The 14,305-nt window shown below is 61.0% G+C and carries 16 protein-coding genes and 1 other RNA gene; 10 read left to right on the top strand and 7 right to left on the bottom strand.

The window, feature by feature from the left end; genetic code table 11:
- Positions 1-21: 21 nt before the first annotated feature.
- Both NPS29_RS12890 and NPS29_RS12885 read right to left on the bottom strand, forming a co-directional pair.
- The gene (locus NPS29_RS12890; RefSeq protein ID WP_274133010.1) at positions 22-942 is read right to left on the bottom strand and encodes a hypothetical protein; all 921 of its coding nucleotides are present in this window, start codon (positions 940-942) and stop codon (positions 22-24) included.
- Between the two features lie 207 nt (positions 943-1,149).
- Positions 1,150-2,127, bottom strand: a complete 978-nt coding sequence (locus NPS29_RS12885; protein WP_274133009.1) for an NADPH:quinone oxidoreductase family protein — start codon at positions 2,125-2,127, stop codon at positions 1,150-1,152.
- Positions 2,128-2,292: 165 nt separating this feature from the next.
- Between NPS29_RS12885 and NPS29_RS12880 the strand changes: the two genes are divergently transcribed.
- Complete coding sequence (locus tag NPS29_RS12880) at positions 2,293-2,688, top strand: flagellar basal body-associated protein FliL (protein WP_274133125.1); 396 nt, start codon at positions 2,293-2,295, stop codon at positions 2,686-2,688.
- A gap of 111 nt (positions 2,689-2,799) precedes the next feature.
- Here the strand turns inward: NPS29_RS12880 and NPS29_RS12875 are convergent, their stop codons facing one another.
- A complete protein-coding gene (locus tag NPS29_RS12875) occupies positions 2,800-3,249 on the bottom strand; it encodes an EVE domain-containing protein (protein ID WP_274133008.1) in 450 nt (149 codons plus the stop codon).
- Between the two features lie 195 nt (positions 3,250-3,444).
- Here NPS29_RS12875 and NPS29_RS12870 point away from each other — a divergent pair, with 195 nt between their 5' ends.
- Entirely contained in the window at positions 3,445-3,591 is a 147-nt protein-coding gene (locus NPS29_RS12870; RefSeq protein ID WP_274133007.1) for a hypothetical protein, read from the top strand.
- A gap of 112 nt (positions 3,592-3,703) precedes the next feature.
- Here NPS29_RS12870 and NPS29_RS12865 read toward each other — a convergent pair whose 3' ends face one another.
- The 4 genes from NPS29_RS12865 to NPS29_RS12850 form a co-directional block, all read right to left on the bottom strand.
- Positions 3,704-4,330 carry a 5-formyltetrahydrofolate cyclo-ligase gene (locus NPS29_RS12865; protein WP_425312498.1) on the bottom strand — a complete coding sequence of 209 codons (627 nt, stop codon included), beginning with the start codon at positions 4,328-4,330 and terminating at the stop codon, positions 3,704-3,706.
- 89 nt (positions 4,331-4,419) lie between these two features.
- Positions 4,420-4,598: non-coding RNA, 6S RNA (gene ssrS, locus NPS29_RS12860), on the bottom strand.
- A gap of 31 nt (positions 4,599-4,629) precedes the next feature.
- A complete protein-coding gene (locus NPS29_RS12855) occupies positions 4,630-4,947 on the bottom strand; it encodes a cell division protein ZapA (RefSeq protein WP_274133006.1) in 318 nt (105 codons plus the stop codon).
- Entirely contained in the window at positions 4,944-5,153 is a 210-nt protein-coding gene (locus tag NPS29_RS12850; protein WP_274133005.1) for a TIGR02449 family protein, read from the bottom strand. The genes NPS29_RS12855 and NPS29_RS12850 overlap by 4 nt, the downstream gene beginning before the upstream one ends.
- 148 nt (positions 5,154-5,301) lie before the next feature.
- Here NPS29_RS12850 and NPS29_RS12845 point away from each other — a divergent pair, with 148 nt between their 5' ends.
- From NPS29_RS12845 to gcvH, 8 genes are all read left to right on the top strand, one after another.
- Entirely contained in the window at positions 5,302-5,853 is a 552-nt protein-coding gene (locus NPS29_RS12845; protein ID WP_274133004.1) for a YecA family protein, read from the top strand.
- A gap of 80 nt (positions 5,854-5,933) precedes the next feature.
- A complete protein-coding gene (gene pepP / locus NPS29_RS12840; protein ID WP_274133123.1) occupies positions 5,934-7,268 on the top strand; it encodes a Xaa-Pro aminopeptidase in 1,335 nt (444 codons plus the stop codon).
- Positions 7,265-8,452, top strand: coding sequence for a 2-octaprenyl-6-methoxyphenyl hydroxylase (gene ubiH / locus NPS29_RS12835; protein WP_274133002.1), 1,188 nt, complete (start codon positions 7,265-7,267; stop codon positions 8,450-8,452). Before pepP ends, ubiH begins: the two co-directional genes overlap by 4 nt.
- A 49-nt stretch (positions 8,453-8,501) precedes the next feature.
- Positions 8,502-9,722 (top strand): 2-octaprenyl-3-methyl-6-methoxy-1,4-benzoquinol hydroxylase, encoded by a 1,221-nt coding sequence (locus tag NPS29_RS12830; protein WP_274133000.1) that lies wholly within the window; start codon positions 8,502-8,504, stop codon positions 9,720-9,722.
- A 91-nt stretch (positions 9,723-9,813) separates the two neighbouring features.
- The gene (locus NPS29_RS12825; RefSeq protein ID WP_274132998.1) at positions 9,814-10,815 is read left to right on the top strand and encodes an extracellular solute-binding protein; all 1,002 of its coding nucleotides are present in this window, start codon (positions 9,814-9,816) and stop codon (positions 10,813-10,815) included.
- Between the two features lie 108 nt (positions 10,816-10,923).
- The gene (locus tag NPS29_RS12820) at positions 10,924-12,540 is read left to right on the top strand and encodes an ABC transporter permease (RefSeq protein WP_274132996.1); all 1,617 of its coding nucleotides are present in this window, start codon (positions 10,924-10,926) and stop codon (positions 12,538-12,540) included.
- A gap of 156 nt (positions 12,541-12,696) precedes the next feature.
- Complete coding sequence (gcvT, locus tag NPS29_RS12815) at positions 12,697-13,779, top strand: glycine cleavage system aminomethyltransferase GcvT (protein WP_274132994.1); 1,083 nt, start codon at positions 12,697-12,699, stop codon at positions 13,777-13,779.
- A 69-nt stretch (positions 13,780-13,848) separates the two neighbouring features.
- Positions 13,849-14,235, top strand: coding sequence for a glycine cleavage system protein GcvH (gcvH, locus tag NPS29_RS12810; protein ID WP_274132992.1), 387 nt, complete (start codon positions 13,849-13,851; stop codon positions 14,233-14,235).
- The last annotated feature ends 70 nt before the right edge of the window (positions 14,236-14,305 follow it).

The raw sequence follows: 14,305 nt of genomic DNA, 5'->3' as shown, positions 1-14,305 counted from the left end.
CTACCACCTGCCAAAAACGGCTTAGGTCAGTAAGCTGTTTTGCCGACAGTGTCTGTACATCACCTGAGTGGTTTTGCAGTTCCCACGATTGTTCGGCATAGCGCTTGGATAGAAGCTGGGATCGTTCGTTAAGAAGCGCTCAAACTCGGCAAGCACCTCTGATTCATAGGCGTCGGTGTACGCACGCATCCATGTTTCATTAGCTCGGTGAGCCTGTTCAGCGGTGCTGCTGCGAGCCAATAGGAACGCACGATATTGTGCATCGTCGATAGTTTTAGGATTCGTACCTGTGAGCGCATATGCGCGTCGGTTTTTTTCGTCTCGTTCGTCAGCGGTCTGGCTAATCAAATGATGGACCCGAGTTTTCTGGTCCAGGATTTCATCCAAAAAAAGCTGTCCGCTATTCGAGGTCGTAGGTGTTGCGGTCTGAGTTTCGTTTTGCAGGCGCGAGGCTAACGATGCCTTGGCTGACGCGTGCTGTTGGTCCAGGCCAGCCTTAACGGTAGGCAGGGCTTGTGCCAACGAATCAACAGCCTGGCGGTGCGCAAGCTCTTGTGCAGCCTGCGCTTGAGCTGCAGCTTTCGACTGCGCTTCAGCGTGCGTGCTGGCCTGTGCTTCAGCCGCAGCTCGAGCCGCAGCATCACGCTGTGCTTGCGCAGCCTGTTCGGCTTGGGCTGCTGCATCGATTTGGGCCTGACGGTCGGCCTCAGCTTTTTGTCGGGCCTCTTGTTGCCGACGGCGTTTGTCTTCCTCGCGAAGGCGGCGGCGTTTGGACCCTGAAAGCGTACCGGGCCGGCCGCCTTCTCCGCGTCCACCTCCAGATCCGCCAAATCCAACTGTCCAGCCATCTCGCGAACCTGGAACTCGTCCAGGCGATCCATAGGGATCTCGTTCTTTCTGACCTTCCCTGACATGAATGTTTTTTTCATCGTTACCGCTCATACAGTTCTCCTTTTTTGGCTGTATGGCGATCAACTAATCGATGTTTTTTAACTTTAACAACCCGACATTTGAGATTTTTTTATAAGCGAGTTGTAACTTTTTGTTTGAGATATTTATTGAATTGGATAATGAAGAGGCTCGCAAGAGGGAGAGCGTTTAGATAATTAAAGGCCTCGTCAAATTGACGAGGCCTTTAATTTTTAAATGTCACCTCACCCCAACCACCACCTTCCCAACCGCTTTCCTCTGCCCCAACGAATCAATCGCTTCCCCCGCCCGCTCCAGCGGATAGACCTTCGACACCAACGGTTTCAATTTCCCTTCGCCGTACCATTTGAACAGTTGCTGGAAGTTCGCCGCGTTGTCCTGTGGTTGGCGCTGGGCGAAGGAGCCCCAGAAGACGCCGACGACCGAGGCGCCTTTCAACAGCGCGAGGTTGACGGGCAGTTCCGGGATGCGGCCGCTGGCGAAGCCGACGACGAGCAGGCGACCGTTCCAGGCGATGGCGCGCACGGCCTGGTCGAAGAGGTCGCCGCCGACGGGGTCGTAGATCACATCGACGCCGTTGCCGTTGGTGAGGCGTTTGAGTTCGTCCTTGAGGCTGCTTTCGCTGTAGTTGATGAGTTCGTCGGCGCCGGCGTTTCTGGCGACTTCCAGTTTGTCGGCGCTGCTGGCGGCGGCGATGACGCGGGCGCCCATGGCTTTGCCGATTTCCACCGCGGCCAGGCCCACGCCGCCCGAGGCGCCGAGCACCAGGAGTGTTTCGCCGGGTTGCAACTGGGCGCGCTGTTTGAGGGCGTGCATGGAGGTGCCGTAAGTCATGCTGAATGCGGCGGCGGTGGTGTAGTCCATTGCTTCGGGGATGGGCAGGACGTTGTACCCGGCCACGGCGATCTGTTCGGCGAAGCTGCCCCAGCCGGTGAGGGCCATGACCCGGTCGCCGACCTTGAGGTGGCTGACTTTTTCACCCACCGCGCTCACCACGCCCGAGGCTTCGCCACCGGGGGAGAAGGGGAAGGGCGGCTTGAACTGGTATTTGCCTTCGATGATGAGGGTGTCGGGGAAGTTGACCCCGGCGGCGTGCACGTCGAGCAGGATTTCGTTCTTTTTCGGTTCCGGGGTGGCGACTTCTTCCAGCACCAGATTTGCGGCGGGACCGAAGGCTTTGCAGAGCACGGCTTTCATCGGGGCTATTCCTTTTCCAGTGATGGCCGATAAGTGTAGGTAGAGGGGTTTTGGGGTCAATGAGCATGCCCCGGCCTGATAGACCTACATAAGCCGCAGAGCCCTGTAAGCTATGGCGCACCGGATTAGAGGAGTGGGATTTTGAAAGCGAAAGCGTGGATTCTGATGCTGTTGACGTTGTCGATGCCTGTTGTGGCAATGGCCAACGAAGAGGGTGGCGAGAAAGATGACCCGAACAAGGTTTCCTATGTGGCCCTGACCCCGCCGTTCGTGGGCAACTATGCGCTCGATGGCGGGCCGAAGCTGCACGTGTACAAGGCTGACGTGGCCTTGCGCGTGACCGGCGCCGAGGCGCAGAAGCTGGTGAAGGCCAATGAGCCGCTGATTCGCAATCAGTTGGTGGCGCTGTTCACCCAGCAGACGATCGAGTCCATGAGCAACGTCGATGCCAAGGAAAAGCTGCGTCAGGAAGCCCTGAAGCAGACCCAGCAGGTGTTGAGCCAGGAGACTGGCAAGCCTGTGGTGGATGATCTGTTGTTCAACAACTTCATCGCGCAGTGATGTGTTGTTGATCTTGTAGGAGTGAGCTTGCTCGCGATGGCGGTGCGTCATATACCCATTCATATCTGACGCACCGCCATCGCGAGCAAGCTCACTCCTACAGGGTGTCGATCACTTCAAGGCCAGCACCGCAGCCCATTCTTCCGGCGTGACGGGCATGACCGAAAGGCGGCTGCCTTTTTGCACCAGGGGCATTTGCTCAAGGGCGGCCTGTTGTTTGAGGTAGCCCAGGCCCAGCACCTTGGGGAAAATCTCGACGAAGGCGACGTTGATTGCGCTCCAGGGGTTCTTGTCCTGGCTGGCCTTGGCGTCGAAGTAGTGGCTGGTGTTGTCCAGCGCCGTGGGGTCGGGATACGCGGCTTCGACGATTTTGCCGATACCCGCGATGCCCGGTTCAGGGCAGCTCGAATGATAGAAGAAGAATTCGTCGCCCACCGCCATGGCGCGCAGGAAGTTGCGTGCCTGGTAGTTCCGAACCCCATCCCAGCGGGCCTCGCCCAGTTTTTTCAGGCCTGCGATGGACAGCTCGTCAGGCTCGGATTTCATCAGCCAATAGGCCATTTTTGAAGCTCCTGAATGGGGTCTGGACAGGTTGTCCGACGCTTTCGTGACAAACCGACAGTCGGTTGACGCCAGTATTTGCGTGTTGGGTCACGTTGTTGGAGAATGCCGCCACTTCAAGCGCTACACCGCTACGCGGCCCTATTTTCAGAGGCAGTGGATGCCGGGTTTTGATTTGCCAAAGGGGGGCAATCAATGCAACGCAAGCCGGATTTACTATGGATTTTGGTCATTTTGTTCGGCTTGGGCATTGTCACCACCGGTTACGCGCAAAGTCTCTGGTCGGCCAAGACCGACGCACCGGTTGAAATCACCCAGCAACAGCAGCCGTATCGCCGCTAGTTCCCCCGGATACACCGCTTGTAGGAGCGCGCTTGCCCGCGACGGCGGTGTGTCGGTGACAAATCCATACCTGACACATCGCAATCGCGGGCAAGCGCGCTCCGACAAGCTGTCACGCCATATACCAGCGCTTGTCCGATACCGTTCCTTGTAGCGGTACATCCCAACTGGCAACCGCCAGCTTTCCGACTTTCTGACACTCATGGGCCATGCCCAGCAGCACTGGCTTCTGCCAGGCCTTGCGGCGTGCCTGATACGCCAGGCTGCGGTCGTAGAATCCACCGCCCATGCCCAGCCGGCCGCCCTGGGCATCAAAACCCACCAATGGCATCAAGATCAGGTCCAGCGCCCAGATCTTGCGCTGCTGGCGCGGGTTGATGTGCGGCTCGGGAATGCGAAATCGATTGGGACGAAATTTATCCCCGGGCCTCACACGCTGAAACACCATCTTGGTCCGTGGCCAGGCGCTGAGCACCGGAAGATAGGTCGCCTTGCCTCGCCGTTGTGCTTCACGCAGCAGCAGGCGCGGGTCGATTTCACCGTCCATCGGAAGGTACAGCGAAACATGCCGGGAACGTCGAAAAAGCGGGTTTTGCGCCAGTTGCCGGTACAAGCCCTGTGCCGCTCGTCGCTGTTCTGCGCGGTTGAGCGCGCGGCGGGCCTTGCGTAGAACGCGGCGTAACTGAGGGCGGGAGAGGGTGGACGAATCGTTCAGGGAGGCTGCGCCAGAAGAGGTCATGCAGGCGGGTCCGTGCGATTTGAAGGAGTGACCGTGCGATCACGATCTCCATTGCCAGACAGGGCGCCTGGCAATGGATAGAGAATTCGAGACTCCCCGACGAACCGCTGTCGGTGTAGCCCTTGAACCCGAAAGTTCAAGGTGGAGATTGCAGGAGGTTTTAAGGCTTTCCGTCGAGCGGACATGCACACCAACCCCAACGTGCAACCCCCGTGGTTGTGCGTATCGGCTCAGGGACATGACCGACTGGCAAGCACTCCAGGGAGCGGTCGCAAGTATACCCAATCATGTCCGAACAATCAGCCTTGTGCTTTATCCGAATCCGTGGCAAGGACCAGGTCCACACGCTCGAGAAGGTCGCGAACCTGCTCACGGGTCGAGCCGTTGGCCTGGGTTTGCGGCAGTTCCTGTTTGTGCAACAGGTCATGGGTAATGTTCAGGGCGGCCATCACTGCAATACGGTCGGCACCGATCACTTTGCCGCTGCTGCGGATCTCGCGCATCTTGCCATCCAGGTAGCGGGCGGCGCTGACCAGGTTGGTGCGCTCCTCCTGAGGGCAGATGATCGAATACTCTTTGTCGAGAATTTGAACGGTGATGCTGTTGCCATTACTCATGAGTCTTGCTCCAGGGCCTTGAGGCGCGAAATCATGGACTCGACCTTTTGCCGGGCGATTTCGTTCTTTTCAATGAGGTGAGCGCGTTCCTCGCGCCAGGATTTTTCCTGAGCTAATAAGAGTCCGTTTTGACTTTTTAGTTGCTCGACACGATTGATCAATAACTCCAGTCGGGCCATCAGCGCATGCAGGTCGTTGTCTTCCATTGTTTTCCACTGATTATTTTCAGATGAGTGGTGCAGGTGCTGGCGTCTGGATCGCCTCGAAATTCGCCTGGATAGCTTGGGTGCGTCTGCCGGTGCTACGATACAAGGCCTCCATTCTAGACATTGCGCCGCTTGGCGCCTAGTTGCCATGCCTAAACAGAATTCCCCGTATACCGGTTTTGCGACCCTGCTCAGCAGCGCAGGCCACCCCGTTTCCCCCGCCGAGTTGCACGGCCTGTTGCTGGGCCGCAGTTGCGCCGGCGCAGGCTTCGATGCCGAGGAGTGGATCGCCGATGCGATTCTGCTGCTGGAAACCGAACCTGAAGCCAACGTCCGCCAGGCCCTGATCGGCCTGCAGGAGATGGTCAAGGGCGAGCTGACCGGCGATGACATGGCTGTCGTGCTGCTGCTTCCCGGCGACGACGAACCCCTGGCCGACCGTACGGCCGCCATGGGCCAGTGGTGCCAGGGCTTCCTCAACGGCTTCGCCCGTGTCGGCGGTCAGTCGCTGAGCGAAGACGCTCGCGACGTTCTGCAAGACCTGGCCGCCATCGCGCAAATCCAGGACACCCTGGAAGAGTCCGAAGACGGCGAGAGCGATTTCATGGAAGTCATGGAATACCTGCGCGTCGCGCCGCTGCTGCTGTTCACCGAGTTCAACAAGAAAGCGGAACCTGAAGCCAAACCTTCCCTGCATTGATTGCCCACTGCCGCGAACCGGTCGCTGGCGCCTGAGCGCGTCAGTGGCCGGAGCGCTCATCCGGAGGACCGTACTTGCCCATGATCCATATCCCGAAAGCCGAATATGCCCGTCGCCGCAAAGCCTTGATGGAGCAGATGGAGCCCAACAGCATCGCCATTCTGCCGGCGGCTGCCGTGGCCATTCGCAATCGTGATGTCGAACATGTGTACCGTCAGGACAGCGACTTTCAGTACCTGAGCGGCTTTCCCGAGCCCGAGGCTGTGATCGTGCTGATTCCCGGGCGCGAATACGGCGAGTACGTGCTCTTCTGTCGCGAACGCAACCCCGAGCGCGAGCTGTGGGACGGTTTGCGCGCAGGACAGGACGGCGCCATCCGCGATTTCGGCGCCGACGATGCATTCCCCATTACAGACATCGACGACATCCTGCCGGGCCTGATCGAAGGCCGCGACCGGGTGTATTCGTCCATGGGCAGCAACCCCGAGTTCGATCGTCATGTGATGGAGTGGATCAACGTCATTCGCTCCAAGGCGAACCTGGGTGCGCAGCCGCCGAAGGAATTCGTTGCGCTGGATCACCTGCTTCACGACATGCGTCTGTATAAATCCGCCGCGGAAGTGAAGGTGATGCGTGAGGCCGCGCAGATTTCTGCCCGTGCCCACGTGCGTGCGATGCAGGCCAGCCGTGCGGGCCTTCACGAGTTCAGCCTGGAGGCCGAGCTCGACTACGAATTCCGCAAGGGCGGGGCGAAGATGCCGGCCTATGGCTCCATCGTCGCTTCGGGCCGCAACGCCTGCATCCTGCACTATCAGGAGAATGACGCACCGCTCAAGGATGGCGACCTGGTGTTGATCGACGCTGGCTGCGAGATCGACTGTTACGCCAGCGATATCACCCGGACCTTTCCGGTCAATGGCAGGTTTTCTCCCGAGCAGAAGGCGATCTACGAGCTGGTGCTGAGGTCCCAGGAAGCGGCGTTCGCAGCGATCAAGCCGGGCAACCACTGGAACCAGGCTCACGAGGCGACGGTTCAGGTCATCACCCAGGGCCTTGTGGAACTTGGGTTGCTGCAGGGCGAGGTCGATGAACTGATCGCCAGCGAAGCGTACAAAGCTTTCTATATGCATCGCGCCGGGCACTGGCTGGGTATGGACGTGCATGATGTCGGCGAGTACAAGGTCGGCGGCGAGTGGCGTGTGCTGGAAGTCGGCATGGCGTTGACGGTCGAGCCTGGCATTTACGTGGCGCCGGACAACCAGAACGTCGCAAAGAAATGGCGCGGGATTGGTGTACGAATCGAGGACGATGTCGTGGTGACCAAAAAAGGCTGTGAAATCCTGACCGGCGGCGTGCCCAAGACGGTGGCCGAGATCGAGGAACTGATGGCTGCTGCGCGGGCGGAAGTCGCATGAGTCGCTTCAATCTTGCCATCGTCGGCGGCGGCCTGGTCGGCGCCAGCCTGGCGTTGGCGTTGCAGGCAGGTGCCAAGGCGCGGGGCTGGAAGATCGTGATGATCGAACCCTTCGCTCCCGGCGACAGTTATCAGCCGAGCTACGACGCGCGTTCCTCTGCGCTGTCTTTTGGCGCGCGGCAGATCTACGACCGCCTCGGCCTGTGGCAGCAGATCAGCCGCCGCGCCGAGCCGATCCTGCAGATTCAGGTGTCCGACAAAGGCCGCTTCGGCGCGGCGCGGTTGTCTTCGATGGAAGAAGGTGTGCCAGCACTGGGCTATGTGGTCGAAAACGCCTGGCTGGGCCAATGCCTGTGGCAGGGCCTGGACAAGGATGTGGTCAGTTGGCGCGTGCCGGCGGAAGTGAAACAGATGCAGGCGCTGCCCGATGGCTATCGCCTGACCTTGAACGACGAAACCCAGATCGAATGCGACCTGGCGGTGCTGGCCGACGGTGGCCGTTCCAGCCTGCGCGAGCAACTGGGCATCGCGGTCGACAGCACGCCCTATGACCAGAGTGCGTTGATCGCCAACATCACCCCCGGCGAGGCCCATTGCGGACAGGCGTTCGAGCGCTTCACCGATGAAGGCCCGATGGCATTGCTGCCCTTGCCGGAGAACCGCTGTGCGCTGGTCTGGACCCGCACCGGCAATGATGTGCAACGGCTGATGTCACTGGACGACCGCAGTTTTCTCAACGAATTACAGGGCATCTTCGGCTATCGCCTGGGTGCGCTGAAACAGGTGGGTGTGCGTCATACCTACCCGCTGTCGCTGATTCAGGCGCAGGAACAGGTGCGCTCCAATCTGGTCGTGCTCGGCAACGCGGCTCATAGCCTGCACCCGATTGCCGGGCAGGGTTTCAACCTGTCACTGCGCGATGCGGCGTCGCTGGCCGAAGCGCTGCTCGCCAGCGACGCGCCGCCCGGCGATCTGGCGACCCTGCAGGCTTATCGCGACCGTCAGTTCATGGACCAGAAACTCACCGTCGGTTTCTCCGATCAGGTCACCCGCCTGTTCGGCAGCCGCCAACCGGTGATTACCGCTGGCCGCAATATCGGCCTGCTTGGCCTGGATCTGCTGCCGTCGGCCAAGAGCTGGTTCGCCCGCCAGGCCATGGGGCTGGGGACGCGGGCGGATGTCTGAGTCTATTTTTCATTGCTGGCATTTGCCACACGCGAGAACGATTTAAAGCATGGAAACGCGCGCAGATCTGCTGATTGTCGGGGCTGGAATGGTCGGGAGCGCGCTTGCGCTGGCCCTTCAGAACAGCGGGTTGAACATTCTGGTGGTCGACGGCAGCCCGTTGAGCGTCAGACCCTTCGACCAGGACGCACCTTTCGAGCCGCGGGTCAGTGCCTTGTCGGCGGCCAGCCAGCGCATCCTTGAACGGCTGAATGTCTGGGACGGCATCGTCTCGCGACGCGCCAGCCCGTACGGCGAGATGCATGTGTGGGACGGCAGCGGCACAGGCAAGGTGCACTTCTCGGCGTCCAGCGTGCACGCCCAGGTGCTGGGGCATATCGTGGAAAACCGCGTGGTCCAGGATGCGTTGATCGAGCGTCTGCACGATTGCGATATCGGCCTGTTGGCCAACGCAAGGCTGGAGCAGATGCGCCGCTCCGGCGATGACTGGCTGCTGACCCTGGCCGATGGCCGCACCTTGCGCGCGCCGCTGGTGGTGGCGGCCGACGGCGCCAATTCGACCGTGCGACGCATGACCGGCACCGCCACCCGCGAATGGGACTATATGCACCACGCCATCGTGACCAGCGTTCGCACGGCTCAATCCCATCGCAGCACCGCCTGGCAGCGCTTCACCGATGAAGGGCCGCTGGCATTCTTGCCGCTCGACCGTGACGGCGAGCATTGGTGTTCGATTGTCTGGTCGGTGACCCCGGCTGAGTCCGAACGCTTGATGGTGCTGGATGACGTAACGTTCTGCGGCGAACTGGAGCGGGCGTTCGAGGGAACATTGGGACAAGTCGTTTCAGCCGACCCGAGAGTGTGTGTGCCGCTGCGTCAGCGTCATGCCAAACGCTACGTCGCCGAAGGGCTGGCACTGATCGGAGATGCTGCGCACACCATCCACCCGCTGGCGGGCCAGGGCGTGAACCTGGGTTTTCTCGATGCTGCCGTGCTGGCCGAAGTGCTGCACCACGCAGTGGAGCGGGGCGAGCGCCTGGCCGATCAGAAAGTGTTGAGTCGCTACGAGCGCCGCCGTATGCCGCACAACCTCGCACTGATGGCCGCGATGGAGGGCTTCGAGCGGCTGTTCCAGGCCGATCCGTTGCCGGTTCGCTGGCTGCGTAACACCGGGTTGAAGATGGTGGACCAGTCGGCCGAGGCCAAGGCGATGTTCGTTCGTCAGGCGTTGGGCTTGACCGGGGATTTGCCGGAGCTGGCGAAAATCTGAGGGTTTGCAACATCTCGTAACGGCTCCGCACGGATTTCGTTGATGAGATTCACTACCATTTCGCCTCATTCCGCAAAGACGAGACCTCAGCATGCAGGCGAGCAAGCGACTTCTGGCTGCCCTGGCATTGGCCGTGCTCGGCAATACCGCACAGGCTGCCGACGAAGTGGTGGTGTATTCCTCCCGTATCGATGAACTGATCAAACCCGTATTCGACGCCTACACCGCCAAGACCGGCGTGAAGGTGAAGTTCATCACCGACAAGGAAGCGCCGCTGATGCAGCGCATCAAGGCCGAAGGGCAGAACGCGACCGCCGACCTGCTGCTCACCGTTGACGCCGGCAACCTCTGGCAGGCCGAACAGATGGGTATCCTGCAGCCGTTCACCTCGCCGGTGATCGACAGCAACATCCCGCCGCAATATCGCTCCTCCACTCACAGTTGGACCGGCCTGAGCCTGCGCGCGCGGACCATTGCCTACTCCACGGACCGGGTCAAACCCGAAGAGCTGACCACCTACGAAGCCCTGGCTGACAAACAGTGGGAAGGCCGCCTGTGCCTGCGCACTGCCAAAAAGGTCTACAACCAGTCGCTGACTGCCACGCTGATCGAAACCCACGGCGCCGATACGTCGGAAAAGATCCTCAAGGGCTGGGTCAACAACCTGTCCACCGACGTGTTCTCCGATGACATCGCCGTGCTTGAGGCGATCAACGCCGGGCAGTGCGACGTGGGCGTGGTCAACACCTACTACTATGGCCGCCTGCACAAGCAGAATCCGGACCTGGCCGTGCGTCTGTTCTGGCCCAACCAGTCGGACCGTGGCGTGCACGTGAACCTCTCGGGCATCGGCCTGACCAAGTACGCACCGCATCCGGAGGCCGCCAAGGCGCTGGTGGAGTGGATGACCGGGCCTGAGGCACAAGCCATTTTCTCCGGCACCAACCAGGAATTCCCGGCCAACCCGAACGTCGCGCCATCGGAAGAGGTCGCGAGCTGGGGGTCGTTCAAGGCCGACACCATCCCCGTGGAAGTCGCCGGCCGCCGCCAGGCCGAAGCGATCCGCATGATGGATCGCGCTGGCTGGAATTGATAATAAACACCCCGTAGCAGCACGGCTTGCCGGCGGGAGCGTCCTCAAGATCGCCCCCGCCGGCAAGCCGTGCTGCTACGGGTAATGCCACACATCGAGTAACCCTTTTTGGCCCATCCCGCCCAGCGTCGCTGGTACCCTCTGGTCTTCACCATCGCCGCACTGGTGCTTCTGCCGCTGAGCGTGTTGCTGTTCTCCTGGCAGACCATCGATCATGAAATCTGGTCCCACCTGTGGGAAACCCAGATGCCGCGCCTGCTGGGCAACACCCTGACGTTGGTGCTCGGCGTGGGCGTAGGCGTCACGCTGTTGGGCGTCAGCCTCGCCTGGCTGACGGCCCTGTGCGAGTTTCCCGGCAGGCGCTGGCTCGACTGGGCGCTGATGCTGCCCTTTGCCATTCCTGCCTACGTGCTGGCCTTCGTCTTTGTTGGCCTGCTGGACTTCGCAGGCCCGGTGCAAACCCTGATGCGCGAATGGTTCGGCAGCGGTTTGCGCCTGCCACGGGTGCGTTCGACCGGCGGCGTGATCATCGTTCTGGTGCTGGTGTTCTATCCCTACGTCTACCTGCTGGCGCGCACTGCGTTTCTCGCCCAGGGCAAGGGCTTGATGGAGGCGGCGCGAATTCTCGGGCAAACGCCCTGGCAGGCGTTCTGGCGGGTGGCATTGCCCATGGCACGGCCTGCGATTGGTGCCGGTGTGGCACTGGCGCTGATGGAAACCCTGGCGGACTTCGGCGCCGTGTCGGTGTTCAACTTCGACACCTTCACCACGGCGATCTACAAGACCTGGTACGGCTTCTTCAGCCTGTCGAGCGCGGCGCAACTGGCGAGCCTGCTGCTGCTCGCGGTGATGCTGGTGCTGTACGGCGAGCAACGGGCGCGGGGCGCCAGCCGGCCGAGCAACGAGCGGCCACGGGTCAAGGCGTTGTATCACCTGAAGGGCATCAAGGCGCTGGCGGCCACTGGCTGGTGTGGCCTGGTGTTCGCCTGTGCGTTCGTGGTGCCGCTGCTGCAGTTGATCGTCTGGGTCTGGCAGCGCGGGCGGTTCGATCTGGATGAACGCTACACCGGGTTGATTGTTCACACCCTGTATCTTGGAGGGATCGCGGCGCTGGTGACCGTGAGCGTGGCGATGATCCTGGCGTTCGCCCGTCGCCTGGCACCGACCCGCGCCATCCGCTCGGGCGTGAGCCTGGCCAATATCGGGTACGCGTTGCCGGGCTCGGTGCTGGCGGTGTCGATCATGCTCGCGTTCAGTTATCTGGATCGTGAACTGGTGGTGCCGCTTTCCACCTGGCTGGGCGGGGCGGGCAAACCGCTGCTGCTGGGCAGCCTTGCCGCCCTGGTGCTGGCGTATCTGGTGCGCTTCATTGCCGTGGCCTACGGGCCGCTGGAAAGCAGCCTGGCGCGCATTCGCCCGTCATTGCCGGAAGCTGCCCGCAGCCTTGGTGTCAGTGGGCCACGTTTGTTTTTCAAAATTTATCTGCCGCTGCTGGTGCCGGGGACCCTGAGCGCAGCGCTGCTGGTGTTCGTCGATGTGCTCAAGGAAATGCCCGCCACCCTGCTGATGCGCCCGTTTGGCTGGGACACACTGGCGGTGCGGATTTTCGAAATGACCAGCGAAGGCGAGTGGGCGCGTGCCGCTTTGCCGGCGCTTACGTTGGTCCTGGTCGGTTTACTACCGGTAATTGGCCTAATCAGACGTTCGGCCAGACCCATCGGCTAGGTGCGGGGTCACAGCCTTGCGGCTACAATGCGCCGCAATCGACGTGGTCTGTCAGACAATTCTGCAAGTTCGCAAAGGTTTCATACCCCAAGTCACGGGGGACTTGCCTGCGTTCTGACCGATCGCGTCTTCGCCAAGCCCGGAAGGAGGAACCCCATGGGACAGCGTACGCCCCTATTCGACTTGCACCTCGCGCTCGGCGCGAAGCTGGTCGATTTTGGTGGTTGGGATATGCCGTTGCACTACGGCTCGCAGGTCGAGGAACACCATCAGGTGCGCCGCGATTGCGGGATTTTCGATGTGTCGCACATGCATGTCATCGATGTGTCGGGCAGTGGCGCCAAGCCCTGGCTGCAACATCTGCTGGCTAACGACGTCGGCAGATTGCAAAGCACGGGACGCGCCCTCTACAGCGCCATGCTCGACACCCGCGGCGGTATTGTCGACGACATGATCGTCTACCTGACCGAAGACGGTTATCGTCTGGTGGTCAACGCCGCCACCGGTGCCAAGGACATGGCCTGGATGAACGCTCATCTGGCCGGCTTCGATGTGCAACTGACCCACCGTTCGGAACTTGCGATGCTGGCCATTCAAGGCCCCCACGCACGGCACAAGATCGCCGAACTGGTGACCCAGGCCCGCGCCGAACTTATCCACACCCTCAAGCCATTTGAAGGTCGCCAGCAAGGCGACTGGTTCATCGCGCGCACCGGCTACACCGGCGAAGACGGACTGGAAATCATCCTGCCGAGCGATCAGGCCTGCAGCTTCTTCAACGACATGGTCGGCGCCGGCATCTCGCCGATCGGCCTCGGCGCCCGCGACACGTTGCGCCTTGAAGCCGGTATGAACCTTTATGGTCAGGAAATCGACGAACAGGTTTCACCGCTGATCTCCAACATGGCCTGGACCGTGGCGTGGACGCCCGAGGACCGCGACTTCATCGGCCGCAAGGCGCTTGAGGCGGAAAAGGCCAAAGGCGTGGAATCGAGGCTGGTGGGGCTGGTGCTGGAAGAACGTGGTGTTCTTCGCGCCCATCAGGTCGTCCGAATAGCGGAAGTTGGCGAAGGAGAGATCACCAGTGGTAGTTTCTCTCCTACGCTAAGCAAGTCGATTGCGCTGGCGCGCGTACCGATGGCGACTGGCGACCGTGCCGAGGTGGAGATTCGCGGCAAGTGGTACCCGGTCCGAGTGGTTCAGCCGACGTTCGTGCGCCACGGCAAGGCCTTGATCTGACCTTTGTTTTTGCAAGCCATCCCTGGCGGGTTTCTCCGCTGACCTGATGATGTATAGAGGATAAAAAATATGAGCAATATTCCCGCCGACCTGCGTTTTGCCGAAAGCCACGAGTGGGCGCGTCTGGAAGCTGATGGCACCGTGACCGTGGGTATCAGTGACCACGCGCAGGAAGCGCTGGGTGACGTGGTGTTCGTTGAACTGGCCGAAGTCGGCAAGACCTTCGCCGCAGGCGATCAGGCGGGCGTCGTTGAGTCGGTGAAAGCCGCTTCCGACATCTATTCGCCGATTGCCGGTGAAGTCATCGCGGTCAACGACGAGCTGGACGGCTCCCCTGAGTCGCTCAACAGCGACCCGTACGGCGCCTGGATCTTCAAGCTCAAGCCAGCCAATGCTCAGGCCGACCTGGACAAACTGCTGGACGCTGCCGGGTACAAGGCCGCCATCGGCGAGTAAGCCATCACAATCCCGTAGCAGCACGGCTTGCCGGCGGGGGCGCACTCAAGATCGCCCCGCCGGCAAGCCG

Source organism: Pseudomonas putida (genome assembly GCF_028682175.1).
Classification (GTDB): domain Bacteria; phylum Pseudomonadota; class Gammaproteobacteria; order Pseudomonadales; family Pseudomonadaceae; genus Aquipseudomonas; species Aquipseudomonas putida_AD.
The sequence above is the reverse complement of the archived record's forward strand: the minus strand, read 5'-3'. Positions and strand labels throughout refer to the sequence as shown.

Excerpts from the sequence above, each read along its gene's own strand:
- NPS29_RS12855 (WP_274133006.1), bottom strand. The coding sequence starts at position 4,947 with ATGAGTAATGGCAACAGCATCACCGTTCAAATTCTCGACAAAGAGTAT.
- NPS29_RS12845 (WP_274133004.1), top strand. The coding sequence starts at position 5,302 with ATGCCTAAACAGAATTCCCCGTATACCGGTTTTGCGACCCTGCTCAGC.
- ubiH (WP_274133002.1), top strand. The coding sequence starts at position 7,265 with ATGAGTCGCTTCAATCTTGCCATCGTCGGCGGCGGCCTGGTCGGCGCC.
- gcvH (WP_274132992.1), top strand. The coding sequence starts at position 13,849 with ATGAGCAATATTCCCGCCGACCTGCGTTTTGCCGAAAGCCACGAGTGG.
- NPS29_RS12880 (WP_274133125.1), top strand. The coding sequence starts at position 2,293 with ATGCTGTTGACGTTGTCGATGCCTGTTGTGGCAATGGCCAACGAAGAG.
- NPS29_RS12890 (WP_274133010.1), bottom strand. The coding sequence starts at position 942 with ATGAGCGGTAACGATGAAAAAAACATTCATGTCAGGGAAGGTCAGAAA.
- NPS29_RS12875 (WP_274133008.1), bottom strand. The coding sequence starts at position 3,249 with ATGGCCTATTGGCTGATGAAATCCGAGCCTGACGAGCTGTCCATCGCA.
- NPS29_RS12870 (WP_274133007.1), top strand. The coding sequence starts at position 3,445 with ATGCAACGCAAGCCGGATTTACTATGGATTTTGGTCATTTTGTTCGGC.
- NPS29_RS12865 (WP_425312498.1), bottom strand. The coding sequence starts at position 4,330 with ATGACCTCTTCTGGCGCAGCCTCCCTGAACGATTCGTCCACCCTCTCC.
- gcvT (WP_274132994.1), top strand. The coding sequence starts at position 12,697 with ATGGGACAGCGTACGCCCCTATTCGACTTGCACCTCGCGCTCGGCGCG.
- NPS29_RS12885 (WP_274133009.1), bottom strand. The coding sequence starts at position 2,127 with ATGAAAGCCGTGCTCTGCAAAGCCTTCGGTCCCGCCGCAAATCTGGTG.
- pepP (WP_274133123.1), top strand. The coding sequence starts at position 5,934 with ATGATCCATATCCCGAAAGCCGAATATGCCCGTCGCCGCAAAGCCTTG.
- NPS29_RS12830 (WP_274133000.1), top strand. The coding sequence starts at position 8,502 with ATGGAAACGCGCGCAGATCTGCTGATTGTCGGGGCTGGAATGGTCGGG.
- NPS29_RS12850 (WP_274133005.1), bottom strand. The coding sequence starts at position 5,153 with ATGGAAGACAACGACCTGCATGCGCTGATGGCCCGACTGGAGTTATTG.
- NPS29_RS12825 (WP_274132998.1), top strand. The coding sequence starts at position 9,814 with ATGCAGGCGAGCAAGCGACTTCTGGCTGCCCTGGCATTGGCCGTGCTC.